The organism is Vibrio sonorensis (assembly GCF_001854765.1).
Taxonomy (GTDB): Bacteria; Pseudomonadota; Gammaproteobacteria; order Enterobacterales; family Vibrionaceae; genus Vibrio; species Vibrio sonorensis.
The window spans coordinates 56142-82561 of record NZ_LJJE01000035.1; the positions used below are offsets into that span (position 1 = coordinate 56142).

General features: G+C 45.0%; 26 protein-coding genes and 2 pseudogenes. 11 read left to right on the forward strand and 17 right to left on the reverse strand.

All coding sequences use genetic code 11. The features are described 5' to 3' along the window. Positions 1-6 precede the first annotated feature (6 nt). Positions 7-336 carry a YbaB/EbfC family nucleoid-associated protein gene (locus BLO31_RS06250; RefSeq protein WP_070963602.1) on the forward strand — a complete coding sequence of 110 codons (330 nt, stop codon included), beginning with the start codon at positions 7-9 and terminating at the stop codon, positions 334-336. A 6-nt stretch (positions 337-342) separates the two neighbouring features. Beyond that, complete coding sequence (recR, locus tag BLO31_RS06255) at positions 343-942, forward strand: recombination mediator RecR (RefSeq protein WP_070963605.1); 600 nt, start codon at positions 343-345, stop codon at positions 940-942. A 24-nt stretch (positions 943-966) separates the two neighbouring features. Here recR and BLO31_RS06260 read toward each other — a convergent pair whose 3' ends face one another. The 7 genes from BLO31_RS06260 to BLO31_RS06290 all read right to left on the reverse strand — a co-directional run bounded on the left by BLO31_RS06260 (position 967) and on the right by BLO31_RS06290 (position 9639). Further along, positions 967-2271, reverse strand: a complete 1305-nt coding sequence (locus BLO31_RS06260) for a S41 family peptidase (RefSeq protein WP_070963607.1) — start codon at positions 2269-2271, stop codon at positions 967-969. Between the two features lie 88 nt (positions 2272-2359). After that, positions 2360-3352, reverse strand: coding sequence for a DUF2860 domain-containing protein (locus BLO31_RS06265; RefSeq protein ID WP_070963609.1), 993 nt, complete (start codon positions 3350-3352; stop codon positions 2360-2362). Positions 3353-3463: 111 nt separating this feature from the next. Beyond that, positions 3464-5083 (reverse strand): ATP-binding protein, encoded by a 1620-nt coding sequence (locus BLO31_RS06270; protein ID WP_070963612.1) that lies wholly within the window; start codon positions 5081-5083, stop codon positions 3464-3466. A gap of 9 nt (positions 5084-5092) precedes the next feature. Continuing rightward, positions 5093-5812, reverse strand: a complete 720-nt coding sequence (locus tag BLO31_RS06275) for a winged helix-turn-helix domain-containing protein (RefSeq protein WP_070963614.1) — start codon at positions 5810-5812, stop codon at positions 5093-5095. A 256-nt stretch (positions 5813-6068) separates the two neighbouring features. Further along, positions 6069-8027 carry a TonB-dependent receptor domain-containing protein gene (locus BLO31_RS06280; protein ID WP_070963616.1) on the reverse strand — a complete coding sequence of 653 codons (1959 nt, stop codon included), beginning with the start codon at positions 8025-8027 and terminating at the stop codon, positions 6069-6071. A gap of 20 nt (positions 8028-8047) precedes the next feature. Beyond that, positions 8048-8641, reverse strand: coding sequence for an alpha/beta hydrolase (locus tag BLO31_RS06285; RefSeq protein WP_070963619.1), 594 nt, complete (start codon positions 8639-8641; stop codon positions 8048-8050). Further along, on the reverse strand, positions 8611-9639 hold the full coding sequence (locus tag BLO31_RS06290; RefSeq protein WP_070963621.1) for an enterochelin esterase domain-containing protein: 1029 nt from the start codon (positions 9637-9639) through the stop codon (positions 8611-8613). The genes BLO31_RS06285 and BLO31_RS06290 overlap by 31 nt, the downstream gene beginning before the upstream one ends. Before the next feature lie 119 nt (positions 9640-9758). Here BLO31_RS06290 and BLO31_RS24270 point away from each other — a divergent pair, with 119 nt between their 5' ends. Then, the gene (locus tag BLO31_RS24270) at positions 9759-10220 is read left to right on the forward strand and encodes a hypothetical protein (protein ID WP_245688400.1); all 462 of its coding nucleotides are present in this window, start codon (positions 9759-9761) and stop codon (positions 10218-10220) included. After that, a complete protein-coding gene (locus tag BLO31_RS24275; protein WP_245688401.1) occupies positions 10220-10747 on the forward strand; it encodes a helix-turn-helix transcriptional regulator in 528 nt (175 codons plus the stop codon). The genes BLO31_RS24270 and BLO31_RS24275 overlap by 1 nt, the downstream gene beginning before the upstream one ends. Positions 10748-10769: 22 nt before the next feature. Here the strand turns inward: BLO31_RS24275 and BLO31_RS23005 are convergent, their stop codons facing one another. Further along, entirely contained in the window at positions 10770-11018 is a 249-nt protein-coding gene (locus tag BLO31_RS23005) for a YkgJ family cysteine cluster protein (protein ID WP_084659621.1), read from the reverse strand. Between the two features lie 130 nt (positions 11019-11148). Here BLO31_RS23005 and BLO31_RS06305 point away from each other — a divergent pair, with 130 nt between their 5' ends. Further along, positions 11149-11589, forward strand: a complete 441-nt coding sequence (locus BLO31_RS06305; protein WP_070963626.1) for a YcgN family cysteine cluster protein — start codon at positions 11149-11151, stop codon at positions 11587-11589. Positions 11590-11708: 119 nt separating this feature from the next. Here BLO31_RS06305 and BLO31_RS06310 read toward each other — a convergent pair whose 3' ends face one another. Beyond that, entirely contained in the window at positions 11709-12458 is a 750-nt protein-coding gene (locus tag BLO31_RS06310; RefSeq protein ID WP_425425272.1) for a phage integrase, read from the reverse strand. Positions 12459-12569: 111 nt separating this feature from the next. On the opposite strand from BLO31_RS06310, the gene BLO31_RS25135 reads away from it, so the two are divergent. Beyond that, positions 12570-13697, forward strand: a complete 1128-nt coding sequence (locus tag BLO31_RS25135) for an acyltransferase family protein (protein ID WP_425425273.1) — start codon at positions 12570-12572, stop codon at positions 13695-13697. A 285-nt stretch (positions 13698-13982) separates the two neighbouring features. On the opposite strand, the gene BLO31_RS06320 is transcribed toward BLO31_RS25135, so the two are convergent. From BLO31_RS06320 to rlmA, 3 genes and pseudogenes are all read right to left on the reverse strand, one after another. After that, the gene (locus tag BLO31_RS06320) at positions 13983-14339 is read right to left on the reverse strand and encodes a hypothetical protein (RefSeq protein WP_070963630.1); all 357 of its coding nucleotides are present in this window, start codon (positions 14337-14339) and stop codon (positions 13983-13985) included. A gap of 126 nt (positions 14340-14465) precedes the next feature. Next, positions 14466-15397: pseudogene (locus tag BLO31_RS06325) on the reverse strand (ChaN family lipoprotein). 83 nt (positions 15398-15480) lie between these two features. After that, positions 15481-16302, reverse strand: coding sequence for a 23S rRNA (guanine(745)-N(1))-methyltransferase (rlmA, locus tag BLO31_RS06330; protein WP_070963633.1), 822 nt, complete (start codon positions 16300-16302; stop codon positions 15481-15483). A gap of 192 nt (positions 16303-16494) precedes the next feature. Here rlmA and BLO31_RS06335 point away from each other — a divergent pair, with 192 nt between their 5' ends. Further along, complete coding sequence (locus BLO31_RS06335; protein WP_070963635.1) at positions 16495-17955, forward strand: sensor domain-containing diguanylate cyclase; 1461 nt, start codon at positions 16495-16497, stop codon at positions 17953-17955. A gap of 24 nt (positions 17956-17979) precedes the next feature. Here the strand turns inward: BLO31_RS06335 and dusC are convergent, their stop codons facing one another. Next, the gene (dusC, locus tag BLO31_RS06340) at positions 17980-18945 is read right to left on the reverse strand and encodes a tRNA dihydrouridine(16) synthase DusC (RefSeq protein ID WP_070963638.1); all 966 of its coding nucleotides are present in this window, start codon (positions 18943-18945) and stop codon (positions 17980-17982) included. Positions 18946-19098: 153 nt separating this feature from the next. Between dusC and BLO31_RS06345 the strand changes: the two genes are divergently transcribed. From BLO31_RS06345 to serS, 4 genes and pseudogenes are all read left to right on the forward strand, one after another. Next, entirely contained in the window at positions 19099-19713 is a 615-nt protein-coding gene (locus BLO31_RS06345; protein WP_070963640.1) for a YecA family protein, read from the forward strand. A 92-nt stretch (positions 19714-19805) separates the two neighbouring features. After that, positions 19806-20402 (forward strand): outer membrane lipoprotein periplasmic chaperone LolA, encoded by a 597-nt coding sequence (gene lolA / locus BLO31_RS06350; RefSeq protein ID WP_070963642.1) that lies wholly within the window; start codon positions 19806-19808, stop codon positions 20400-20402. A gap of 3 nt (positions 20403-20405) precedes the next feature. Next, positions 20406-21754 (forward strand): annotated as a pseudogene (locus BLO31_RS06355) (replication-associated recombination protein A). 136 nt (positions 21755-21890) lie between these two features. Beyond that, entirely contained in the window at positions 21891-23198 is a 1308-nt protein-coding gene (gene serS / locus BLO31_RS06360) for a serine--tRNA ligase (RefSeq protein ID WP_070963645.1), read from the forward strand. A 43-nt stretch (positions 23199-23241) separates the two neighbouring features. On the opposite strand, the gene BLO31_RS06365 is transcribed toward serS, so the two are convergent. The 4 genes from BLO31_RS06365 to BLO31_RS06380 all read right to left on the reverse strand — a co-directional run bounded on the left by BLO31_RS06365 (position 23242) and on the right by BLO31_RS06380 (position 26377). Next, on the reverse strand, positions 23242-23754 hold the full coding sequence (locus BLO31_RS06365) for a YchJ family protein (RefSeq protein ID WP_070963647.1): 513 nt from the start codon (positions 23752-23754) through the stop codon (positions 23242-23244). Positions 23755-23818: 64 nt separating this feature from the next. Next, positions 23819-25033 carry an EAL and HDOD domain-containing protein gene (locus tag BLO31_RS06370; RefSeq protein ID WP_070963649.1) on the reverse strand — a complete coding sequence of 405 codons (1215 nt, stop codon included), beginning with the start codon at positions 25031-25033 and terminating at the stop codon, positions 23819-23821. Between the two features lie 83 nt (positions 25034-25116). Further along, positions 25117-25845: a UDP-2,3-diacylglucosamine diphosphatase gene (gene lpxH / locus BLO31_RS06375; protein ID WP_070963651.1), complete on the reverse strand. Its 729-nt coding sequence runs from the start codon at positions 25843-25845 to the stop codon at positions 25117-25119. 37 nt (positions 25846-25882) lie between these two features. Beyond that, a complete protein-coding gene (locus tag BLO31_RS06380; protein WP_070963653.1) occupies positions 25883-26377 on the reverse strand; it encodes a peptidylprolyl isomerase in 495 nt (164 codons plus the stop codon). Positions 26378-26420: the final 43 nt, after the last annotated feature.

A 26420-nucleotide genomic window follows, 5' to 3' on the forward strand; every position in this document is an offset into this window, starting at 1 on the left:
ATAAACATGTTTGGTAAAGGCGGTATGGGTAACCTGATGAAGCAAGCCCAGCAGATGCAAGATCGCATGCAAAAGCTTCAAGAAGAAATCGCAAATATGGAAGTGACAGGTGAGTCTGGCGCAGGGTTGGTTAAAGTAACCATCACTGGTAGCCATAGTGTTCGTCGCGTCCACATTGATGAAAGCCTAATGGAAGACGACAAAGAGATGCTAGAAGACTTGATCGCTGCGGCGTTCAACGATGCAGCTCGTCGCGTTGAAGAAACTCAAAAAGAGAAAATGGCGTCAGTAACAGGTGGAATGCAGCTTCCTCCTGGTATGAAAATGCCGTTTTAATCTTATATGCGTACCAGCCATTTGCTGGAACAACTTATGGAGGCTTTGCGTTGCTTACCGGGTGTTGGACCCAAGTCAGCTCAGCGCATGGCCTTTCATCTGTTACAGCGAGACAGAAAAGGTGGTCTTCAGCTCGCCGACGCTTTGAGTAAAGCGATGACTGAAATTGGTCACTGTAGCGAATGTCGAACTTTTACCGAAGAAGAAGTTTGTCATATCTGTACTAACCCAAAGCGGCAAGAAGGTGGGCAGCTCTGCGTGGTGGAAAGCCCAGCAGATATTGCAGCCGTAGAAGCTACTGGCCAGTTTTCTGGACGTTATTTTGTGCTAATGGGGCACTTGTCTCCTTTAGACGGCATTGGTCCTAGTGATATAGGCTTAGATGTACTTGATTACCGCCTTGGCAGGGGAGATATCAAAGAGGTTATCCTCGCGACCAATCCAACTGTTGAAGGTGAAGCAACCGCTCACTACATTGCGGAGCTTTGCAAAGCGCATCAAGTCGATGCCAGCCGAATTGCCCATGGTGTACCAGTGGGGGGAGAGTTAGATTTGGTCGATGGCACGACACTTTCTCACTCCTTAATGGGTAGACACAAACTTTGAAAAGGTCGCTGGTAGCGACCTTTTTTATTGCTCCGCCGCCAGCTTGAGTGTTGGTGTCATCCAATCAACGCCTTTAATTTCTTTGAGCTCAAGAGACGGGACTATGGGCGCAGTATCGATAACTTGCCCTTTACTGTCTAGGAAGCGCCTTTTGGCCAAGCGCAGCGTATAACCGTTGGGCAGTGTATAAGAATCGAGAAGCGACATTTGACCGTAAGTTGGTTTACCAAGGTGTACCACGTTTGATTTTTGCTTCAGTAGATAGGTTAATAGCTCAGCAGAGCCAGATGTTTGCTCACTCGTGACGACATACACGGGTTTTGTGTAAGGTGACGGAAGCGGGTCAATCTCAATCGTGCTTTGTTCTACTGGCTGACCTGAAAAGTAGCTGGCGCTATACGTTTTTTCATCGCTGCTATGCCCAAAAGCTTGGGCGAGCTGCATAGCGGATGTGGCGCTTTCCCCGGTGTTAATAGTGAGATCCAAAAGGAGAGCATGAGTACCCTCTAGGTCTTGCAAGGCTCTAACTAATGTCGAGCGAATCTCTTGTCGGGGCATCGCTGATACAGTGACAATACCAATGTTATCTTTATTGATACACCAAGTCAGAAACTGTTCAGGCTTATCTTGGTTTTGCGGTGAGAGCACATCGCAGTGCGAAGCGAGCTTTTCAAGTGATTGTTGGTGCGTTAGTGCGATTTCAGCGGGTTCTGCGAGCACTTGCGCAGTAGGGATCACTTGTAAACTTTGGTCTTCTATCGAATGGAGCATTTTGGAAACTTGCGCTGACCATGCAGGATTAAATTCGGCATTGTTAGTACGAGCTTGGTAGGAGAGATAAAGATCTTCCCAGCGTTGATGATCTTGATCGACAAAAGCGTGGTTGGCGTGCACCAACTGCCAAAAGCGCTCAAAGAGTTGTTGATCGTTGAGCTTAGGTGAAGTTGCTGGTTTTTGTCGCGCTTTAAAAACATAAGTGACGTTGTCGAAATAGGTGTTGCCAACAGCATCGGTCACTGAAAGCTTAAATCGATAGTTTCCAGCCATAGCTGGTGCGGTAAACTGAGTGGCGAGACGGGTGGGGTCTTTAATCTTTACAGCCTGTTTGCCTTCGACTTGACTCCATTGAAACTCAAGATCACCTAAGGAGTTTAACGACGAAAGTAGAGTTCCTTTAAGCGTGATAAGGCCCTGAGAAGAAGTAAATACTTTATCCCCTCCTGCGTGGATCTTTATCGCTTTGAAACTGGGTTTATCTGCTGAAGTTATCTCGTAGTTACACGCGGACAAAAGGAATAAAACAGCGACAACAAAACCTTTTTTAATCATCCTCGTCTCTTTGATAAATTGGTGATGCTTTGGCGATATCTCATTGATTTACTATGATAACTGAGTTATCGCCAATTAGCATGCTTTGTTAGAAATTGAAGCTCATACCAGTGGAGAAGAAAATACTTTCGGTATCGTAGAAATTAATATCCGAGTCGACCTCTTCGTACCCAGCCATGATATGGAAAGCACTTGAACTCAATCTGAACGGTTCTTCATAGCTATAGACCGAGAAGAAGCCCACATTGTTAGAATCCTGCTTCTTATCAAACACCGGGTTAACGGCATCATAGGAGCTTGCCCCAGCGCGCAAGGTTGTCATAAGGCTATGTCTGCCACTTGCGTAAGCCACACCTAGCTGAAAGGATAGATTGTCGTTGCTATGTGCGTTGCCATCGGCATCACGGGTAGTGTACTGAACTCCAGGGGCGACAAACAGAGAGTTACTCAGCGGCAGAGTAGTTTCTAATGTGTATCTATGGAATGTACTGTCGCGTTTTAACGAAGCTCTCTCGGCAGTGGTGAGTGTTCTACTTAAACCAATATCTTCACGGTCTACTTCGCTCTCGGCGTAGGCATACCTTAGAGTAAGTGGAAGCGGAGCCAAGAAATCTACGGCTAGACGACCACCACCAGTATCAAGATCAGTCACTTCACGCTTTTGTCCTGTTAAGTATGGGTCGCGCCATGTTTCGTCAACTCCTGGAATAGAAGAGAATAGTGCACCCGTGATAACAATGTCTTTAGTAAGCAAGTGCATGATGCCAAGCTCGGCTTGAAATTGCGCTTCGGCAATCTGATCTTCACTGTTACCTAGAAAAATAGCGGTGTCATTGAACGTGTATTGAAGACGCCCCAACGGAAAAACACCTGCGCTAGATTCTTTTTTGCCATTGTTGTTTAAATCATTGGTGACGGCATTGTCGTCACTTGTGTTCATTTGAGAAGTGCCAGATGAAACGGAAGCATTGATAGCAATGGTGCCGCTTAATCCGGGTTTAAACATGGGTTCTTCACCCATGGCGGCAGCGCCTGTCGATATCAGGGCTAAAGTGAATAGTCCTAGGCGGCAATGATTCATTTTTTACTCCTTTAATTCCTTTGAATTATCATTCTCACTGTAGATATTAACAATGCTAATTAAATGAATCTGTTGCCTTTTATGGACAGAAGTTGTCACATACTGTCACACTTACGAAATCACTTTTTCCGCTTCGCCTTCGTCAGGGTTCGCGTGGCGATACACTGGCCAGCGGATCTCAAAAGCGGCACCTTGGTAAGCGGACTCGGTGACTTGAGCGTAACCTTTGTGCCAGATTGCGATTTGCTTAACAATCGCTAGCCCCAAACCATGCCCTTTGTTAGTTTGCCTTTCTTGATTGTCAATTTGGGCAAAGGGCTCAAATATGCGCTCTTTTAACTCATCTGGAATGCCCGGACCGTCGTCTTCAACGCGAAGTACATACTGACTTCCTTGCCGATCAAAACTCACCACGACTTGTGACTGAGTAAATCGAGCAGCGTTGGAAAGTAAGTTCTTTAAAGCTCGAAGCATACTTTTTCCATCGATAAACAGCTCTTGTTCTTGAAGTTGAGGGTGGCAAATGAATCTCGCTTCAAGGTCGGGGTGCTCCAATTGATAATGTTCTATTTCGGTATGGATTTGCGCCGCTAGATTCTCTTTTGAAAACTGGTTGATGTCTGCCACACGGCTGTAGCGAGATAGCTGAAGAGTTTGATTGATAAGGTTGTCTAAGTCATCGATACTGGTATCGATAATATTGCTGTACTTCTCTTTCTGTTCGTTAGATATCTCATTGCTGTTTAACATCTCAAATGCGAATCTCAGCCGATAAAGTGGTGTGCGCAGATCGTGAGCAATAGCATTGGTAAGTTCACGGTGGCCAGCGATCAACTTTTCAATGTTGTCGGCCATTTGGTTGAACGAGTTGGCGAGTTGGGCGACGATGGAGCGTTTTGACACCTTCGCACGTTCAGTCAACAACCCGTGACCAAACTGATTTGCAGTTTTAGTTAACTGTTTAAGACCTCGCCACAAGGGGTAGAACCAGAACAAGTGAGTAAAGGCAATGAGTAGGATAAACAGGCCCATTACGTAAGACAACAAGGTGATGTTGGCTCGGTAGGAACTCGTGTCAGTAACGACCATCCAGTGGTTATCATCTAATTTGGCAAAGACTTGGATTTCACCCTCTTCGGTTTCAAGCGAGTAAATATCGTCACCCGCGGTTATGGCTTCCTCTAAGTTTGGAAGCTCATCGCTTGTTACCATTGCAAGTGTAAAGGTTCCTTTCTCAGAAATAGCGGCAACTTGATCCGCCCACTGCTCTTGAGGGAGTTTACGGATCTCCCTCACGCCTAAATAAACCGGGCCTTTTATTTGTCGTAGCTCGTCCGCTCTTACCGACGAATACAAGGCAAAGTAAAGGGCATCATCACTATTACCAATTCGTTGCATAAGGGCTATAGGGTCGCCAAAATCGAGTGCTATTTCGCCGGAGAGTAAAGTTTCATGAATACTTGCATCGTCTTTGTAGCTATCGATTGGAATGATTTTTAAAGGGTGTTCAAAATGGGGAGCGAGATCGGCGAGGTATTCTAGGCGTTCTTCGTGAGTAATGGGAGCCAGATCGTTTTGAAACTGCTCCATTGTCGGTTGGTAAACGCCTTTAAAAAATTGGTGCGATACCCTCTCATTCATATATTGCAAAGGGCTAAAGTCGTAAGGTGCAAAGATAGCGATAAAGGGCACCAAAACAGCAAACAGCAAAATAAAGATAGTGCGGATCATTGATTAACCTCAGGCCTTAATTGCGCAAAGTTGATAGCCTTGACCACGTATGGTTTTGATAAGCTTAGGTTCATGGGGGTCGTCTAACAATGAACGTCTAAGGCGAGAGATTCGACGGTCTATAGACCGATCAAGCCCATCGTATTCATAGCCGCGTATCTGTTGAGCAATATCGTCTCTTGATACAACGGTACCCACGTGCTGAGCGAGTAAATGCAACAGCTCAAACTCAGCGGTAGTGAGTTTAATCGGCAGGTTGTCCAAAAAGACTTGTCGGTGCTGTAAATCCACCTTGATAGGGCCAATAATGAGCTGTTGTTCACTGACGTTCATCTCTTGTGTTGGGAGTCTGGATTGACGTCTGAGAAGTGCTCGCAATCGCGAAAGCAGTAGTCTGGGCTGGACTTGTTTTACTACGTAATCATCCGCGCCAAGTTCGAGTCCCATAACTTGGTCTATGTCATCATCAAGCGCTGTTTGCATCAGTATCATGCCTGAATAGTCAGCCCGAATTTGACGGCACACATCCATACCACTTTGACCGGGAAGCATAACATCGAGGATCACGAGGTCGGGTTGCTTAGTTAAGATAACCTCTACCGCTTTGATACCGTCGCCGACGACTTCTACTTCAAACTCGTAGTTTTGCAGAAAATCTCTAATCAACTCCGCTAAATTGGTGTCATCTTCAACAAGAACAATCTGCTTTGGTAACGATTCACTATTCAATGTTCCATACTCCCTGAACAAATTTACAGCTATGGTATGTGACAATATACCGGAGTAATAAGCAAGTTATTGTGACCAATTGTGACTGGTTGATATGGCATTAATATCGTGAATGAGACAGTCGGTAATACGATAAACCGTTTGAACGGTAGACGGTGATTTTAGGGTCGCAGATCTTAGTCTTAGTGGCGCTTTAAAATGTTTAGATTGAGCGCTGCAATTTCAGTGGAGGCTGAAATTGCAGCGAGTTAGAGGGTTAGAACTCAAAGTCGAATTTAAGGTAGAAAGATCGTCCTATTTCCGTTGCTTGGTAATCGAAAGTGGATTGGTCTAGCCTTTTATCGGTTAGGTTAGTCACACCGGTTCTAACGATAAAGTTGTCGTTGAACTGATAAGAGCCACCCAATGACACAATAGAGTATGGGTCTAGGTTATTGTCTTTACCGTCTTCTTGTTTTCCGGTGTAGTTTACGCTGGCAAATAAAGATAACTCCTCACTAGCCAACCAGTTCAGGTTGGCATTGGCTAACCACTCTGGAGTTAACGGAATCGCTTTGTTGGTTTCTTTATTGTTAGAGTTGGTGTAAGTGGCATTCATAGAAAGCAGCCATGATTTGGTAATATCCAGCTCGCTTTCTAGTTCAATACCTTTGGTTTCCACTCTATCAACATTTTCGTATTGAATGATTTTGCCACCATTGAAGAAGGGGTCCAAATCTCTATCGATTAAGTCTTTCACATCGTTAAAGAACCAAGTTGCCTGAACGTAGCCTCGTGAAGCGTAGTACATAGCTGAAAGCTCATAGGTTTTAGACGATTGCGCTTTGAGATCTGGGTTACCTATAAGCGTGCAGCGACCTCCGCAACTTGGCAGAGAGAAATCTTTGGAAGATTGGAAAATGGTTGGCGCCTTAAATCCTTCACCGTAACCCCCTTTAAAAGTGAAGTTATCCAAGCCGTTGTAGACCATGTACACCCTTGGGCTAAAGTCGTTGCCAAATTGGTTGTTATGAGTCAATCGACCACTGAGTGATGCCGTTAAGTCATCGCTTAAACCGATTTCATCTTGCAGATACAAAGCACTTTGTGTGACTGAGCGAGTATCTGAATAGTCGCGATCGTTTTCAATATTGGTGTAGGAGATTTGCCCACCCAATGAGATAACTTGGCTTTCGAGTTGGCTGAGAACAAACTTGCCATCCAAAGTGTGGTTGTTTTGCTTGGCGTCATTGATGCCAGTGCGGAAGTTATCTTCGTCAATATTTGTGGTTTCATAGAAATAGCTAACATCAGATTCACCCCAATCCCAGTCTCTAAGATAACCTAAAGTGCTGGTGAACTTTTGACTTTGGTACTCGCTGACAAATGTTTTGCCAGAGAAAGTCGGGTACTCGGTTCTATCGTCGTTGGCAAACGAAAGGTCGAGATAAAACTCATCTTGATCGCTGGCTAGCCAGTTGAACCCCGCTCGAAATGCTTGCCTTTGTTGTTTGGTTAGAGGCGAAAAATGCGTACCTGCGTTATCGGGATACCATGCACTACGGTCACTGATATCTGCGGTAAAGTTGTAGAGCAAAACGTCTGGAATTATCGAACCGCTGATATAGATGTTACCCGTCTTTAGGTCGCCGTCGGCATCGCTGATAACACTACTTGGACTGTTGTCTTGCGGAATTGTGTAAGAAACGCTACCCGCGACGTGAGTGTCATTGGTTGGCTCTTTTAAGATTACATTGACCACACCGCCAATAGCTTCACTGCCATATAGAGAAGACATAGGGCCGCGAACGACTTCAATTTGCTTAACCGCACTCATTGGAATACTTGATAAGTCAAAGGTCGCACCTCGAACAACGGCTTCGCTAGAGCTAACACGACGTCCATTAATCAGAAACAGGGTATAGTTGCCGTTTGAAGAATTTTGGTTTTGTAGGCCGCGAATAATGATTCTCGGCTCTGATCCTGAACTCTTCGCGATATGAACACCGGGCACGCTTTCCAGCGCAGTAGTAACATCAGTCGCGGGCAGTTTTTCGATCTCTTCACTGGTCACTACCGAAATAGAAGCGGGCGCTTCTTTAATCGAGGTTTCGTACTGGTTAGCCGTAACGACAGTGGTTTTCATGTAGCTGTAATCTTCCTCTGCATAGGCAGTCAATGAGAGACTGGCAGAGCAGGCTGTAACCACGGCAAGGCTTAATAGATTTAATTTCATTTTCTTTACTTTTCCATTTTTTATCTTTGGGTATTACTGCTAAAAAGTGTGACTAAGCCTTCAGCCAGCATCACGCGCCAGCTAAAGTAATCATGACCGCTGGAAACCTCTTGAAACGAGACCGTGTATCCTTTGCTATTCAATGCGTTATAGAGCTGTCGGTTGGTGTTGAGAATGCTGTTGGATTGAGGCTCAGTTTCGAATCGCCCTGCATTGAGGTAGATATCAATCGGTTTTTTCTCTTGGGCTAACACCAAGTCTGTTACCCAGTTTGTCGTACTCTTAGTTTGGCGAGGTGCCCACCAAAAAGAGCCGGATTGACTTAGGACTTTTCCAAACTGTTGTGGGTGCTGAAATGCGATATACATGGAAGCCAAACCACCAAAACTCGAACCGGAAAGAATGGTATCTCGTGGGTTGGGACAGATTGACCAAGTATCGCAAAGCCAAGGTTTAAACTCGTAAGCTAAAAAATCGGCATAGTCTTTATTTGGCGTTAACTCCTTGCTTCGCATACTGGGAAGTGGCGGGTTGATAAAGACAGCTCTCATTGGTGGGATGCGCTTGGCAGCAATGAGGTTGTCTAAAATTGTCGGGGTAGGAACTTTGTCCAAGTAGCATCGCCATCAAACAGGAACAGCAGTGGGGCGTCACTATCAAGGACGTAAACCCCGTTAGGCTGGTAGAGGCTGTAACGTCTTGCCAACTCACTATTGGGACTCTGGTAAACATGGTGAGAAACTTGCCCTTTTGGACTGCCACTGTCGGTCGTAACTGAATCCGATGGCGCATCGGCTAAAGTTAATGTTGATGCAGCACTAAATAGATTATCCCCTTGACCAAACAAAGGGTTTGGATTCAAAGGATCTGGCTGAGCAGTTGCTAGCACCGCTTTTCTCTGCTCGCGATTTTTATCCTGTTCAAGCTGAGGGACATTTGGCGCAATTCGATAGGAAAGGCGAGAGTCACTCGGAATTTGAAAAGAACGAAACCAGATAGAACTTTCGTTTAGCTGGCTTAGGTGAGAATGACCACCGTAGGGGGAACCTAATACGCGAACATTATTGGCTTTGCCATTAAACAAAAAAGTGACGATAGCTTTGTTGTCTTTTTCGTATTCCACCAAAGGCGTACCAGCCAACGCTATCTTACTCCAAAACTCAGACTCTGCGTTTAAATTACCACGGCTCAGTTGAGAGGCCGTTTCTTTGATCAGTGGGCTAATAATGGCAGCTTCGGGTGAGAGGTATTGATTTTTCTTAAGCGCGAGAGGTTTTAGGAAAAACTCGATAGCAAGTTTTGGGTGCTGAACACCGTCGAACTTAACAACATAAGTGTCGGCACTTTCCACTAGCCAAAAGATCTCTGTTTCTTTGGTTGTCGAGCGTATTAAATGCTTAACTTGCACGCCTTGGGAGTTGTATATCGCAACGTTATCTAAATCGGTTTTGCTGCGAAGATAGCCCCGATAATAGCCCGGTTTAGATATAGGTAAGGCAACGTCTTGTGAGGGGTTGACCTCTAGGCTTATCGGCTTGTTAGTGTGCAATGTAGCAGCACTTACATTCACTGTTTTCACAAGCAATAGAAGAGTGAGAATCGTCCATTTCATTAATAACTTCTCTGGTTAATGATATTAATTCTCATTTATGCTAGGTTTATTTTGCAATCCAATACAGCAAAAACAGTTATTCAAAATGACTATATTGTTATTTAATTTGGCAACCTAACATGAAAAATCGACACGCCTCTTCCTTTAAAACAAGTACCCGTGTTCGCTGGGTGGAAGACGAGAAGCAGCAAAAAATGGTGACGGAAAGTGCGACGACTTCAGAGACTTTACTCGAAGGGGAGTTAGCCCATTACCGAGTCAAAGATAGCTACTCCCTGCACTGGGGAACGTCTACTGAGCTCATGGATTTCCAAGTGATATCAGCGGCCAAAAAAGCGATGATTTTTATTGTACTTCTAGAAGGAAAGCTGGATTTTAGTTACGACGATTTAAGGTTTGAAATTAACGCTTGTGACGAACCAGTTGGGGTGGCAGTAAACCTGACTAAGCCGGCAACGTTTAGGAGAGTGGTGAAAAAAGATAACCGAGTTACTAAGCTGAAAATTGTACTGCCGATTGATTGGGTAACAGAAAGGATGGGGCGGAACGTCATGTCGAAGCGTTTATCAGCCAGCATTTGATGAATTTTAAGTTAGAGCCCAATAAAGAGATGTTGAGCTTGGTGGAAGAGGTACTTAAGTACGATAGCGAACTCGACTTGATGCAAAAGATGCAGCTAGAACTACTAACGCAGAAGGTATTGGTAGAAATATTTCAGCAGTTGCCGCCGTTCGAAGCCCTAGATGTGATGAATGGTAAAGTAGAACGAGCTAATCTCACTACCAATATCGAGAAATCGTTAAATGGTTTAGTGAACTATATCGAAGCCAATTTAGATAAAGATTTGTCGAATAAAGAGTTGGCCGAATACGTGACGACCAGCGAGTCGAACTTAAGGCGAGTGTTTAGAAATGCATTGGGTTGCAGCATCAAAACTTACATCAGACATCGAAGATTGGAAGTCGCCCGCCAACACCTTGAAAGAGGCGTCGCCTCGGTGACAGAGGTGGCTTATAACGCGGGTTACAAACACCCGTCGAATTTTACCAATGCATTTAAAAAAGCATTTGGCTATCCGCCCGCAATTTCAGTGAACAAGAAGGGATAAAGATAACCCATGTAAAAGGCGACTAGGTGAGAAGTTCAAGCTCGGTTATGTTGTCTATCGCTTGTTGGTTGGTACTGCCGCATACGACAGGGCAAGGCTTAAACTCGTGGCACACCTTTGGTCTTTCCGGTTTGCCAAATAACTTGCAAAGGTTATCTTTATTGAGCTGTATACAACGCGTCCCCGCTGGTTTGCCGTTTGGCATACCGGGTATTGGCGAAGAAATGCTAGGCGCGATACAGCAAGCCCCACACCCTAAACGACAGTCCATAGATACCTCCAAAAAATGAGGCGCGATGGTATCAGAAAAAAAGCCTTGTAGCAGCTTAAAGTTTGCACTTGAACTTTTTGAGCGAGACAGGTATAAAACGCAACCTCCCTAGCAGTAAAGTACAGAGCAGATGACGATTCCTTTTTGGCAAGCGAAAACCCTAGAACAAATGACCGAGCAAGAGTGGGAGTCTCTGTGCGACGGTTGCGGTAAATGCTGCTTGCACAAGTTAATGGACGAAGATACTGATGAAATTTATTACACCAATGTGGCGTGTAGTTGGTTGAACAGCAAAACTTGCTCGTGTAAAGATTACCCCAATCGATTTACTTCTGGTGAAGAGTGCACCAAGTTAACACGAGACGACGTGGACGACTTCGACTGGTTACCTCATACCTGTTCTTACCGATTGCTGGCCAGCGGCGATACCCTACCAGAATGGCACCCACTGATCACCGGATCAAAATCTGCCATGCACACCGCAGGTGAAAGCGTTCGCAATAAAGTGGTTTACGAAATTGACGTAGTGGACTGGGAAGACCACATTTTAAACCATCCTAGCAGGGGCTAGGCGTAGCAAGGTGTATCAAGGCTTTGCTTGTGGTCACTTCATCAATAATCATCAATATCTATCTATATTCTGAAAATTTGTGGACATAATGTGGACGTTTTATTGTCCACATTAGCCACTTATTTGAGGTTCGCTAACGGGTTTTTCGTGACCACATCTTCTAGGTGATCGGGGGCTAGGTGAGCGTATCGCATGGTTTGTTTTATGTCACTGTGACCAAGGATTCGCTGCAGGGCGATAATGTTACCGCCGTTCATCATGTAGTAAGACGCAAAAGTATGGCGCCGAACGTGGGCAGCTTGTTGCTTTAATCTTGGAATGTTCTTGGTAATAAAGCGATAGATTGTAGTGTAACCGATGTTAAATAGTGGCCCTGAACCCTCTTTGTAAATCACATCATAAAGTTCTGGGCTGATCGGTACCGAGCGATTCTTTTTGCCTTTCGTTTGAGTAAACGTCACTTTGTACTTGGTTAGTTGTGCGCCAGTGAGTCGAGACGCTTCACGGAAACGGACGCCAGTCGCCAAGCAAAGTTTGATGATCTTGTGTATGTCGTCGTGAAATTCGTGCGCTTCGGCTTTGACTATCAAGTTCTGCATTTCCTCTACGGTCAAAAACTCCATTTCCGTTTCATGCAGCTTGAACTGACGAACAGACTGCAGAGGGTTTTCACCTTTCCATTCGCCCATTCGTTGCAGTTCAACAATCACTGTATTTAGCAAGTCTTGTTCGTTGTTGCAGGTGCGAAACGTTACCGCCACTTTTCGCCCGTTCAGGTCTGCAACTTCTCCGGCAATGCGTCGAGTTCGATAATCGGTGAACATAGCTGGCGTGACTTTTTGATAAAGCGGGTTTTGGTTTCTTCTTATTTTCGTCTCATAATCTCTGAGTTAAACTCTAGTGGTAAAGCCGTATTTAGTGTCGACAAACCTCTTTGAGATCTATAGTATCTTGAAGATTTTAATCAATTTATAATGGCTATGACACACAATTCACTTACTTCCTCGGAACATATAAAACAGCTTGATGGCCTTCGTGGAATCAGTGCATTGATGATCATTGTGTTCCACTTCTCAATTCAGTTCGCATCAGTTCACATATTCAAATCTTTTTACCTTTTCGTGGATGTGTTTTTTATATTAAGTGGGTTCCTCATTGAGCATTGTTACGGTAGAAAAAATAGGGAAGCTCTCGAACCAAGGGAATTTATAGTACGGCGATTCGCGCGCCTTTGGCCTCTGCACGTTTTCATGCTTAGTGTTTTCACAATTGCATTTTTCTTTTCACTACAAGGGATAGTAGATAATAATAGCAACACAGTATTGTCATTTATTACGACCGTCTTTCTTGTCCAAAACTGGGGCGTTATAGAACTAAAAGGTTTGCCTTGGAACGGAGTTTCTTGGTCAGTTTCCTGTGAGTTATTCGTATATATTCTGTGGCTTGCAGTCAATAAATTTTTTTCGCAATATCGTGTTTTAGTATACGGCTGCTTAGTCATTGTTAGTTTGCTTGCATTACTTTCTACAAGTCCATATACCGTTGATGGTCATATCGCTACACACTATATTTTAAGCCACGGTGTGTTCCGAGCAGCAACAAGTTTCTTCTTAGGCTCAATAATATGTGTCCTAATAACACATAACCCAAACATTCTAGGCCAACTTGGCAATAAGTTATTAATAGTAACTATGCTTGTAATGGGATTAATACATTATAAGATGTCAGCCTCTGACTATTTGCTATTAGACAAGTACTCATTGGGTTATGTGCTATTGTTAGTCGTACATCCATTATTAATGATATCTTTAGTTTCAAGTAAAAACGGGGGTAGTCGACTACTTTCATCAAAGTTACTTAGAGAAACTGGCCGCTTATCATATGGCATCTACTTAGTACACCCTATTTTAATGTATGGATTAACCTATTACATTACATCTCACTCCCTAGCATGGATGAGCTGGTTCCTGCTCTTACTTACATTTCTTCTGATAGTCTGTTTTGTCAGTGAACTGACATACCGTTTGGTTGAACTACCGGGCAAAAAATGTTTAATTCGATGGTTAAATTATCCAAGACGATCAGTAACGAGGCAAACGCACTACTAGTGATTTATATATTGTTCACTTTCAGTGATACAAAATCAGTGGTCAAATTTAGGAGTGGTCATCTTTTGGACGCGAATCAACACGATTAACTCTAATTTATTGTTTCATAGCGATTCTTTTTCAACTCACTGAGAAGACCACATTTTAAACCATCCTAGCAGGGGCTAACCAAAAAAGGTCACTGGTTGGGTGAATGAGTTACTGCCGTCTAAGTGCTAAATACGCGAAAGGGGTGGTTGCTCAGTCCGTCTGGACTGAGTTAAAAAATGACAAGCGTTAGCTTACTTAAAGTATGGCGAGTAGGATTCCGCCAACAGTTGCTGCCGCAGAAAGGAATTGTCCTGCTGAGTATGAACTGTCGTCTTCTTCCTTAATCTTTTCTGGGTGATCCATGCCCAACGCTCCGTGAGCGAAAGAGCTGACTTTGTCACCTACGGTTTTATCCGCATTCTCCACTTCTTTGCTGTCTTTTTCGATTTCTTTAAGTGCAGCTAGCAAGGCTTTGCCTTCTTCAGACAAAGTGACCTTGTTATGCTCTATCTTTAAAGGTGCACCTGCATCATCAGCCGTCTGATTAGGGGATTGAGGCTTGACTTGTTGGGCCGGTGTCAGCTTTGCTGGCTCCATTCCTACTGGGGTCATGGTTTTCTCCTTACTACATCCTCACACTCTGTATCGACAGGGGTGTGAAAAACTTGTGCAAATTATTCCTAATTTGAATAAAAATCTACAAAGCAAAAATCGCGCCGACTTTTAAGAATGAAAAAACTAGTTACATTCTAAGCCGTTATTGCGCTTACCCATGCCGTGGTAGCCTTTTATGCGGTTTTCAGCCTTCACGTATCGAGCTGGTGTCGGCAAGACCCACAGCAGATAGTCGCTTCCTTTGTTTTCTGCATCTATTGTGCCAATAGGAGTGATAATGACCACCGACAGTTGTGGATTTCTTTTTAGATGGATGCCTTAATTCCAAGTCCTTCTTGCGTATGAAACTTTCCGGCAATATGAATCACTTGCTTGTTGGGATTTACGTCGAGGTAATTGACGATTGATTCTGCCATGGTCTCGTCCCAAGTGGCTTGGGCAGCGTATTGCCGCTCTGTTTGCGCGAGGTTGCCGTGGTGCATGGATGCCATAAATCTTTGTTTGTACGCCGAATCTGTCGTGTCGATATGGGCGGCAACGAATTTCCGCTCTTTTTTGTCTAGGGTGTCGAGGTACTCCAATCCTAGCTTTCCAATGCAGCGCACGATGGGCTTTGGTGCATTGGCGGCAATAACTTCTACATTCTGTTTTTTGGCATACTCGATAAGTGGGCGATAATCACTGGCGTAATTGGGCCAAGCGTTGCCATCTAAAATCAAGGTCTGCTCTCCAATTTCACCCGCTAAATAGGCGTCGATAGTAGGCTGGCTGTCTCGTGTAAATTGCTCCATGGACAAGGCGAAAGAGGGCTTTTGTTTGGTTAGCGCTTTTAACAAGTCAGTTTGAAATCGGTGTATGCCGGAATGGGTATGCCATTCACCGATCAGTAGTACGTCCGCTTGAATCAAATCTTTGGGAAGAGCATGGATGGAAAGGGCATGGTGATTGGGAGAGAGCAGTTGGTAGTCGTAAAACGATTCCGGCTTTTCCCGAGATGTGGCTAGGCAGCCTGTTAAGGCAATAACGGCAACCATAACCGCAATTGTCGTACGCATAAATTGCCTCCCTTTAACCTCATGTAAGGACAAATAGGTAAGGCACTGTTATCAACGCGAACTGCTCTTTTGTTTAAAGTGCGTTAACTGTTTTTTTGGAAAACCCGAATAACAAAATCTGCCTCACATTCAAATAGCGTAGCAGATTGAAGCTCTGTTCTTAGTTCATCATTTGCTTTCCATGCGAATGGGGTCATTTGCAATAGTTGAAGTGCGCCGCCATCCGAGAGTGACATGGTGTAATTAAGAGACTCTTCCTTTACTAGCTCAAAACCGTCCAGTTGTTCTACTTGTTCATTGTGTAAGCGAACATCTTGATAGATCTTCTCTCTTAATTGATAGAGATGTCGTGCGCCAGGAGTCACCGTAATCACATACCCTTTTGATTTGATAACTCGCGATAACTCATCGGCTTTGCAGGGGGCGTAAATTCTCAATACTGCATCTAGGGAGTGATCGATAAAGGGTAAACGGTGGCTGGATGCCACACTAAAATGACACGACTTGTATCGCTTTGCCGCATATCGAATGGCAACTTTGGAGATATCCAGTCCGTATACTTGAGCTAAAGGGTGCTCTTGCGTGACACGGCGGTTTACTTCTTCGGTGTAATAGCCTTCGCCACAACCGATATCCAGTAGGTGGGCGGTGTCAGAGGAAAGTAACTCAGAGCATAAAGTAGCGACTCTATCACGCATCGGCTGATAGTGATTTTGCGACAAAAACTCACGGCGTGCTTGCATCATTTCTTTATTGTCACCGGGATCTTTTGAACGTTTGTGGTGCGCAGGCATCAAGTTGACATAGCCTTCTTTTGCCATATCAAATTGGTGATTGCTTTCACATTGCAAAGAGCGCTCTCGCAGTGAAAGGGGTTGTTGACACAATGGGCATTGGTACGCCATAAAAAAACTCTCGATATCAGCCGGGCGGCAAGTCTAACAGGAAGTGATTTGCGATACTAGAACGGGCAATAAGTTGCTCTTTATAGACAAAGTGGGAGTCAGTTAATCTATTCTCGCTATTGTGTTTTCAACGTTTGAACATTAGTTTAATCTTCAATCTGATGCTTATTGTAAAGGGACTGACATTAGCTCATGAAGACCGAACGCCATTTTAGCTTGGCTGCTGTATTTTTTATTCCTGGAGTGGTCACGGTTATTTTACTCGGGCTTATAGTTAAAAATTACTTTGATTCTGTCGCCAGAGATGTGAGCGAAGAGTATCAAAGGATCGAAACATCCATAGAGCGAGCGACTAAAATACTGACTGCTTTGGATTATAGTTTTAGCAATTACTACAAATCCGGTACGGCACTACTGCTCGAACACAACCGAACGGCGGAAGATGGCCTCTGCCGAATGTGGCCCATTGACGCTCTGTTGCTATCTGAAGGAAAAAACCAAGCTATTCCCGCCGTGGATATTAGCTATATGTTAGTGGGAGACAAAAGCCTGTGCGACCCTAACTCTCCATTGTATAAAAGGGTGTCTTCTAAGGTTTCTTTAGCGCCTATTTTGTCATTTCTTCACGACCTCGATGATTACGTTTTGGGTATGCATTACATCGATAAATCGGGGTATGTAATGTCTTCCCCTGAAACCTTGGCAAAGAATATCAATAAAAGCCTTTTGGAAACCGTTAAAGCGCGGCCGGTGTGGCACATAACGATAAACAATCGAGAAACCATTACTATTGCAGGGCCTGCCAATGTTTACTCACTCAGTGACCGAGTAGTGACCATGACAGTGCCTATTTACTTTCAGGACGAACTGCAAGGTATTGTATCCTTGGATCTTGATATCGATGCGTTGCTTTCTACTAATGGTAAGTTGGCCAGCCCCATTCATTTTTCGAGTGATGAACCTCAACTGACGCCAGCTACCGCTCGATGGATTTATCCGTTAAAAATGGAGGGGGTGAAATTTCATCACCACCTCTATTATCAGTTTGAGTGGCAGCCGCAAGTTCAACACTTTTTCGCATTGGAATCGGATAGCTTAGCAGTCATTGCTTCGCTCTATGTGATGTCTGTATTTGTGCTTTTTTATATTAATACCCATGTGGAAAAATCCTACTTTAGAGAACTGTCGGCCAAGGACCCTATGACAGGCCTGCTTAACCGCAGAGGACTCGAAGCTTTTCTCGGTAACGCGCAACACGGCAATTACCTTGCTATCGCTATCTTTGATATCGATAACTTTAAATCCATCAATGACACATGGGGGCATGATGTCGGGGACGACGTTATCCGCCATATCGGCAAAGAACTAGAGAAAAACCTTCGCAGCAACGACAGCGTGGCTAGATTTGGTGGAGAAGAGTTCGTCATCTATATGACAGGAGATGCAAAGGACGGGTTAGTTGCCAGTATGCAACGGGTGAGAAGTGCGATAGGAGAAAGCTCGTTTAAGGTATTGGAAAAAGGTTTTACTCTTTCCGGTGGCATTGAAGTGGCGAAAAGCGAAGCAGGTTGGGACTTTGAAACTATGTTTAAAGCGGCAGACGAAAAACTCTACCTAGCGAAAAATCAAGGCAAAGACCAATTAGTGAGCTAATGATGCTTTGCCTATCTCGCGGGGTTACACCTGTTCGGCGTGCTTAATCAACTGGTCGCGGTAGCGAGTGATATGCTCGACAATTGGTGTGGCTTTATTATAAGTGCGAATTTCTCGAAAAAGCTCCGCGGCTTCTGGGTACTGCTGGCGCAAGTAGCTAAACCACTGCTTGACGCGGTTAGGATAATAAAGCCCTTTGTCGCCCTTAATTTCATAAGTGGAATAGGTTAGCAGCAGTTCGACCACCTGTGACCACGGCATTGGTTGATGGTTGTATTTGACCACATTGCCAAGGTTGGGCACGTTGAATGCACCCCGACAAACCATTAGAGAGTCGATACCCGTGGTTTCAATGCACGCTTGTCCATCTTGATAATTCCAGATTTCACCATTAGCAATCAAAGGTACCGATGTGCGCTGGCGAATCATGTCGATGTATGGCCACTTTATCTCGCTGGCTTTGTAACCGCCTTGTTTGGTTCTCGCATGGACGGTAATTTGGTTAGCTCCGGCACTTTCAATCGCGTCGACAATCTCAAAGCAGTCATTGGGGTTTTCCCATCCCAAGCGGATTTTGGCCGTCACTGGAATATCATCGCTAACTGCTTCGCGACAAGACTTCACTACCTGATAGATGATTTCAGGGTGTTGCAGTAAGGCGGCTCCACCTTTGCTTTTGTTAACCAATTTTGCAGGGCAACCAAAGTTGATATCGATCCCCTTGGCACCAAGCTCTGCGGCTCGCAGTGCGTTTTCAGCCATCCATTGCGGGTGTTGCCCCAACAGTTGGATGTAAACTGGAACTCCAGAGCGAGTCTGCGAACCTTGGTCTAGTTCTGGACAGAGTTTTTTAAACACGTGTTCTGGCAACAACTGATCAACGACGCGAACGAATTCGGTGACACACAAATCGTAATCGTTGATATCAGTGAGAATTTCTCTCATCAGGTGGTCTAATACGCCCTCCATAGGGCCCAGAATAACTCGCATTGCTTACTGCCTAACTGTTTTGGAGGGCGAATTTTAGAGTGAATTGGGTTGATTGTCACCTTTTGTAATCGGTGACAAGAGTGTACAGAGAGTTCTCCATCTATCGGCGCTTGGGGTATACTAAGGCCTGTTTTATTCTATGTGTGTATAACTATGACTTATCAACTGGTTTCTTCTGAACATTTACCAGAAACCATATCGCCTTATTTTGTCGAAGGCGCAGTGCTTGCGGCCAACTTTACGACTAAGCCCCTCGAACCACTGACTTGGCTCATTCCGCTGTTTCAAGAAGTGAGTGCAGAACTAGAGTCTGTCATTCGCATGCAGGTTAATGAGCAATATCATTGGCTTAAAAGGAACGAATACTCATTACTTGCGGTCATAGAAAAAGAGGGCAAAGATGAGAATCTTGCAGACTTAGCCGAAGGATTTATGTCGGTATGGCCATTGATTGAAAGCAATTGGCAAGACGTTCCCGTGTCTGACGGTACTAGCCGCATGTTACAAGCCTTGCTAACCACGTTTATGTTGGCGATCGATAGTGAGCAGACACATCAACAGATGCAGGCGGCTGGCATCGATGACCTGCCGACGCTTGATGATTTTTTACCGCAGCTAGATTTAATGATCAACGAAGTCGCACTCGCTGCTGACGAAGCCTTGGCCGGGGCCAAAGCCCAAAGTGTGAACCCTTTTAAAGGAACAGGGCGAAATGACATTTGCCCATGTGGCAGTGGCAATAAGTTTAAGCAGTGCTGCGGCCGCTGAGAAAATACTGACGACAAGTTGACCAGACCGCGGGCAACCCATTGTATCTTTGCATCGAATCTAAGGTGTGAAGGCAGGAAAGGATACGATAGATGAAAAAAATATTCGCTTTACTGATGCTCAGTGGTTCAGCGTTTGCTGGTTCACAAGAAGTGCTCAATGAACGCCTACAATTGACAGAAGGGTTTAGCGCTGAGTTTACACAGAAGGTAATCAGCCCTGAAGGTGAGCTAGTGATGGAAGGGGAAGGGACAGTGGAAATCGCTCGCCCTAGCTTGTTTCGCTGGACGACAACCTTCCCCGATGAAAATGTACTGGTCTCAGATGGCGAAACTCTATGGTTTTACAATCCTTTCATAGAGCAAGTGAGCATCTACTGGCAAGAACAAGCGACGGAGCAAACCCCATTTGTCCTGCTCACCAGAAATCGCGCTAGCGACTGGGATAATTACCACGTTACCCAGAATGAGGATACTTTTACGCTAGTGCCAATAGCACAAGACTCGAATCAAGGTCAGTTTGAAGTGCAAATTGATGCCAAAGGGCAGGTGCAAGGCTTTAAAGTGATTGAACAAGACGGTCAGCAGAGCGATTTTGATTTCTCTAATTTTCAATCAGTCAAGCCCGCTTCAACGCGCTTTACCTTTGCTATTCCAGAAGGTGTGATTGTCGACGACCAAAGGAACTAAATTGTGAGTAATTACTCGCTCGATTTTTCGTCAGATGAAGATTTTCGCCCTCTCGCGGCGAGGATGCGTCCGCAAAACTTAGAACAGTATATCGGTCAGCAACACGTCGTTGGAGAAGGAAAGCCGTTAAGAAAAGCCTTAATGGAAGGACATCTGCACTCGATGATCCTTTGGGGGCCACCGGGTACGGGGAAAACGACCTTGGCGGAAGTGGCGGCCAATTACGCCAATGCTGAGGTTGAACGAGTATCTGCCGTGACTTCTGGGGTGAAAGAGATCCGAGCCGCCATTGAAAGAGCCAAAGAGAATCAGATGGCGGGTCATCGGACGATTTTGTTTGTGGATGAAGTCCATCGATTTAACAAATCGCAGCAAGACGCGTTTTTGCCCCATATCGAAGATGGTACGGTGACGTTTATTGGTGCGACTACGGAAAACCCTTCGTTCGAGCTGAACAACGCATTGTTGTCTAGAGCCAGAGTATACAAGCTCACGTCATTGACGAGTGACGATATCTTACTGACTTTAAAGCAAGCGTCAGACGACAAAGAGCGGGGACTTGGCAATCAAGCGGTGTGCCTCGATGGCCCGGTATTAGAGCGCTTAGCTGAGTTAGTAAACGGTGATGCGAGAATGTCGCTAAACTATCTTGAACTGCTCTACGATATGGCGAGTGAAAATGAGCAGGGTGAGAAGGTTCTCACTCTTCCTCTACTGGCGGAAGTGGCGGGAGAAAAAGTATCGCGTTTTGATAACAAAGGTGATATTTGGTACGACCTTATTTCCGCGGTGCACAAATCTATCCGAGGTTCTGACCCTGACGGAGCTCTGTATTGGACAGCGCGAATGATATCTGCGGGTTGTGACCCTCTTTATGTCGCTCGTCGACTGCTAGCGATTGCCTCTGAAGACATTGGCAATGCAGATCCAAGAGCGATGCAGGTAGCATTATCCGCGTGGGATTGCTTTCATCGTGTCGGCCCAGCGAGGGTGAAAGGGCCATTGCTCAAGCTGTGGTCTACTTGGCTTGTGCTCCAAAGAGCAATGCGGTTTACACCGCGTGGAAACAAGCGCTTCGCGATGCCCATAATTTGCCTGAGTACGAAGTGCCTCCCCACCTTCGAAACGCGCCTACTAATCTGATGAAAGATCTCGGCTACGGGGCCGAATATCGCTATGCCCACGACGAACCCGGAGCTTATGCCGCGGGGGAGTGCTATTTACCACCAGAAATGTCAGATACCCGTTACTATTTTCCAACAAATCGGGGCTTAGAAGGGAAAATTGGCGAAAAGTTAGATTACTTGGCGGAATTAGATACAAAAAGCCCACAAAAGCGCTATGAAAAGTAGGCGTTTTTGGATACATTTGTCGTTGTAGATCCAAGTCGTCGATTAAACGCGATTTAACTTGGGTTCAATCTATTTTTGGCGTCTGCTCAAACTCAGGGCAGACGCCTTTTCATCACTAAAAAGCATAGGGTTAACAATGCTGGATTCTAAATTACTTCGTACAGAGCTGGATGAAACAGCTGAAAAACTGGCGCGTCGCGGCTTTAAGCTAGACGTAGAGACTATCCGTACACTTGAAGAGCAACGCAAGTCCATTCAGGTCGAAGTTGAAAATTTACAATCCTCCCGCAACTCCATCTCTAAGCAAATTGGCCAGAAAATGGCTGCTGGTGATAAAGAGGGTGCCGAAGCAATTAAGAAGCAAATCGGTACACTTGGTAGCGACCTTGAAGCAAAGAAAGTTGAGCTAGCAGAAATTCAAGCTAAGTTGGAAGACGTAACGCTATCGGTTCCTAACTTGCCAGACGACTCTGTTCCTCAAGGTAAAGATGAGAGCGAAAACGTTGAAATCTCTCGTTGGGGTGAGCCTAAGACTTACGATTTCGAGCTTAAAGATCACGTTGACTTAGGCGAGATGGGTGACGGTCTAGATTTCGGTAGTGCAGTTAAGCTATCTGGTGCGCGCTTTATCGTGATGAAAGGCCAGTTTGCTCGTCTGCACCGCGCTATCGCTCAGTTTATGTTGGATCTTCACACTGAGGAACACGGTTACACTGAAATGTACGTGCCTTACCTAGTTAATCAAGACAGTTTGTTTGGTACAGGTCAGTTACCTAAGTTTGGCGAAGACTTGTTCCACACTGAGCCGCTAACAGAAAAAGTGAACGATGAAGAACCTCGTAAGCTATCTCTGATCCCAACGGCGGAAGTGCCATTGACTAACATGGTTCGCGATACCATTTCGGAAGAAGCGGATCTACCGCTGAAAATGACGGCTCACACACCGTGTTTTCGTTCAGAAGCGGGTTCATATGGTCGAGATACGCGCGGCTTGATCCGTATGCACCAGTTCGACAAAGTTGAGCTAGTGCAGATCACTAAGCCAGAAGACTCAATGCAAGCACTAGAAGATCTAACCGGCCATGCTGAGAAAGTTCTTCAGCTTTTAGAGCTCCCTTACCGCAAAGTAGTGTTGTGTACCGGTGATATGGGATTCGGTGCTCGTAAAACTTACGATTTAGAAGTGTGGGTTCCTGCGCAAGAGACTTACCGCGAGATCTCTTCTTGCTCAAACATGTGGGATTTCCAAGCTCGTCGCATGCAAGCGCGTTTCCGTCGCAAAGGCGAGAAGAAACCTGAGTTAGTACACACGTTGAACGGTTCTGGTCTTGCGGTTGGTCGTACTATGGTCGCTATTCTTGAAAACAACCAAGAAGCAGATGGCCGTATTGCTATTCCAACTGCGCTGCAAAAGTACATGAATGGCGCCACGCACATCGGTTAATTACCGACTGAATAGATAAGCCCCGACTTGATCGGGGCTTTTTTTATCCGCAGCATTTTTTGTATTTCTTGCCACTTCCACAAAGGCATGGGTCATTTCGACCAATTTTTAACGATGAAACCGGTTCAGATAAACGCGGGTCGATTTCAAGCTTTTCAGGTTCCTGCTCAGGAAACGTACCGTCTATGTAGTACCAAAGCCCTGATTCTCGTACAAACCTCGACTTTTCAGTCATGCAATACTCGGTGCTATCTTCCTCAAAATAGGCACTGAATGTGACGAAACCTTCGTCTGCGTGACTACCACTTTCTGCTTTTAGGACATCGAGCTTTATCCAATGACTATCAATGGACTGAGCGATCCCTTCGCGCTGGCTTTCTGCATCGCAACTCGGGTGGTAAGTGTCTACGACAAAGTCCACTAAACCTAATACATGAGCGGCATATCTGGCACGCATAAGCTGCTCTGGCTTGGTTGCTTTTGCGTGGTTAAGGTGAATAGGTTCACAGCAAACTTGATAGGGTTGCGGCAGTCCGCATGGGCAAACAGACATAATGGCTCTCGAAATTAAAAAACGCGCTCAGTGTAAGCGCGTTTTCTTTAAAGCTCAACTCGATGACTCAAGCAGTTGCACCAAGTAAGTCTGCCGTCCACTTTATCGCTTCGTCGTAGCTGTTGCGCGATAGTTCGCTGTCGATGCTCAGTGTTCGCTCGAAGGTGTTGACGGCATCCCAATCGGCTTGTTCGTAAGCTTTGGCCAGAGCAAGAATTTGGCCTAGCGTCCCTTTTTCTTCCATCAGTGCTAGTTTGACTTCTTCGTCGACGGGCATCGCCTCGACTAAAGCATCTAAAGGTTGATCTAATAAGCAGTCTAACAAAGAAAACATGCCAGTGAGAAAAGCAGCACTTGGGTCGGCCTTTTTATCGATCTCGCTGAGGATTAACTCGCAGTAACGCGCTCTTTGAATCGACAGGCTATACAAATAATCTGGTTTGGAATCTTGGGTCGATGCCAAAGCGACTAAAGAGACAAATTTGCGTAGCTTCTCATCGCCAAGGTAAACCAACGCCTGTTTAAAGGAACGAATCTTGGTCGAGACCATAGCTGAAGAGTTGACGAAGTTGAGAAGCTTGTATGAAAGAGTGACATCCGTGCTGATCAGGTGCTCAATTTCTTCGTAATTGATTTCAGAACGCGAGATCTCTTTGCAGAGCTGAACTAAGGTCAGAAATGAAGGTTCTAGTTCTTTTCTCTCAATGATTTCTGGTTTTGAGAAAAAGTAACCTTGGAAGTATTTAAAACCGACCGACTTAGCATGTTCAAACTCTTCAATGGTTTCTACTTTTTCTGCTAGGAAATGAATTTTTGTGCCGCGAAGCTTGCGGATCAGGATCGCCGCTTTTGCAATAGGGACGATGCGAATATCAAACTTAATGATCGCAATGTAGGGTAAAAAAGGTTTCCATTCGGCATTGGGAACAAAATCGTCTAGGGCGACCGTGTACCCAGCGGCAGTCATCTCTTTAACCGCTTCAAGTAGCTCGGGAGTTGGTGCACAATCTTCGAGTATCTCTACCACTAGATTGTCTTTCGGGAACATCATAGGCACCCGATTAATCAAGCTTTGGTAAGGGAAATTAACAAAGCCAGACAAGTTGCCTAGGGTCGAATAGTAAGTCGACAGGAAATGGTCATATAGCAGACGGCTGGTGGCCAGCTCCGGATCAATATCTGGAAACGTGTTGTTTGGACCATCGCGGAACAGCAGTTCGTAGCCGATGGTCTTTTTATTCGCATCTAGAATGGGTTGTCGCGCTATATAGGAATATTTCAAGGCTTTACTTCTGTTCCGTTATTATTGACAAAAATGATAATAACAAATTACAGATTTTAAAAGGAAATTATCATTTCGTCTGACTATTTAAGCAGGGGTTTATTCTGTAATTGAAACCCTGTTTTATCATAGACTAAAACTGAACCTTGAGTGTACCAATCCCCTAAAACTATACGGGTATAATGTTTGTTTTTGTGATTAGTGCGATGAATATCAGGTCGGTGGGTATGACCGTGTATCATATGTGCAACATCATTCTTATCCATTACATCGTGAACTTCTTGTTGTGTCACGTCCATAATGTCCAACGACTTGGTTCGCTTTTCTTGACGGATGTCGCCTTGAACCTTACTGACAATGCGGCGTTTAACAAACATAGGCAGTCGGTTAAACAACCATTGCAGCCAAGGTTGGTTAACTTTTTCTCTATAAGCCAGATACTTAGTATCTTGGGTGCACAAAGTGTCACCATGGAGGATGACGGTTTTTGTACCGTAGAGGTCAATAACGGTTTCATCGCCGAGAAGTGTCATGCCCGTTTCTCTAGCGAAGCGTTTTCCGACCAAAAAGTCTCTGTTGCCTTTGACAAAGTAGCAAGGGATACCGAGATCGGTGAGCGTTTTAAATTCTGCTCTCACTTGTTTTGCAAAGGTACTTTTGTCGTCGTCGCCAATCCAAAAGTCAAACAAGTCACCGAGAACGTATAAAGCATCGGCGTGAATGGCTTCTTCGCGCATAAAACGAATAAAACAGTCGTTTATATCGGGTGTGAAAGGGCTTAGGTGAAGATCAGATATAAATAGTGTGCTCATATAAAAATAGAGCGCGCTTTCGCACGCTCTTCATATCTTACTCTTCGATGGTAGTGCCAGTGATGACGACTTCATCAAGAGGTACGTCTTGGTGCATGCCGTAAGAACCAGTACTTACCCCTTTGATTTGGTTTACAACGTCCATGCCTTCAACAACTTCAGCAAAAACGCAGTAACCCCAACCGTCTAGACTTTCAGAACGGAAATCTAGGAATGTGTTGTCATTGACGTTGATAAAGAACTGAGAGCTTGCAGAGTGCGGCTCCATTGTACGAGCCATTGCTAGCGTACCAGTTTTGTTGCTAAGGCCATTGTTAGCTTCATTTTTGATAGATGCACGAGTAGCTTTTTCACGTAGACCTGACTCCATGCCACCACCTTGAATCATGAAACCATCGATAACACGGTGGAAGAGTGTGTTGTCGTAGAAACCGTCGCGGCAGTATTGTAGGAAGTTTGCGCTAGTTTCTGGTGCTTTCTCTTCATTCAGTTGAATCTTGATGTCACCAAAGTTTGTGTGAAGGGTGATCATGATTGTTTCCTTTACAGTATTTGTGGTTTTGGATTTGTCATTG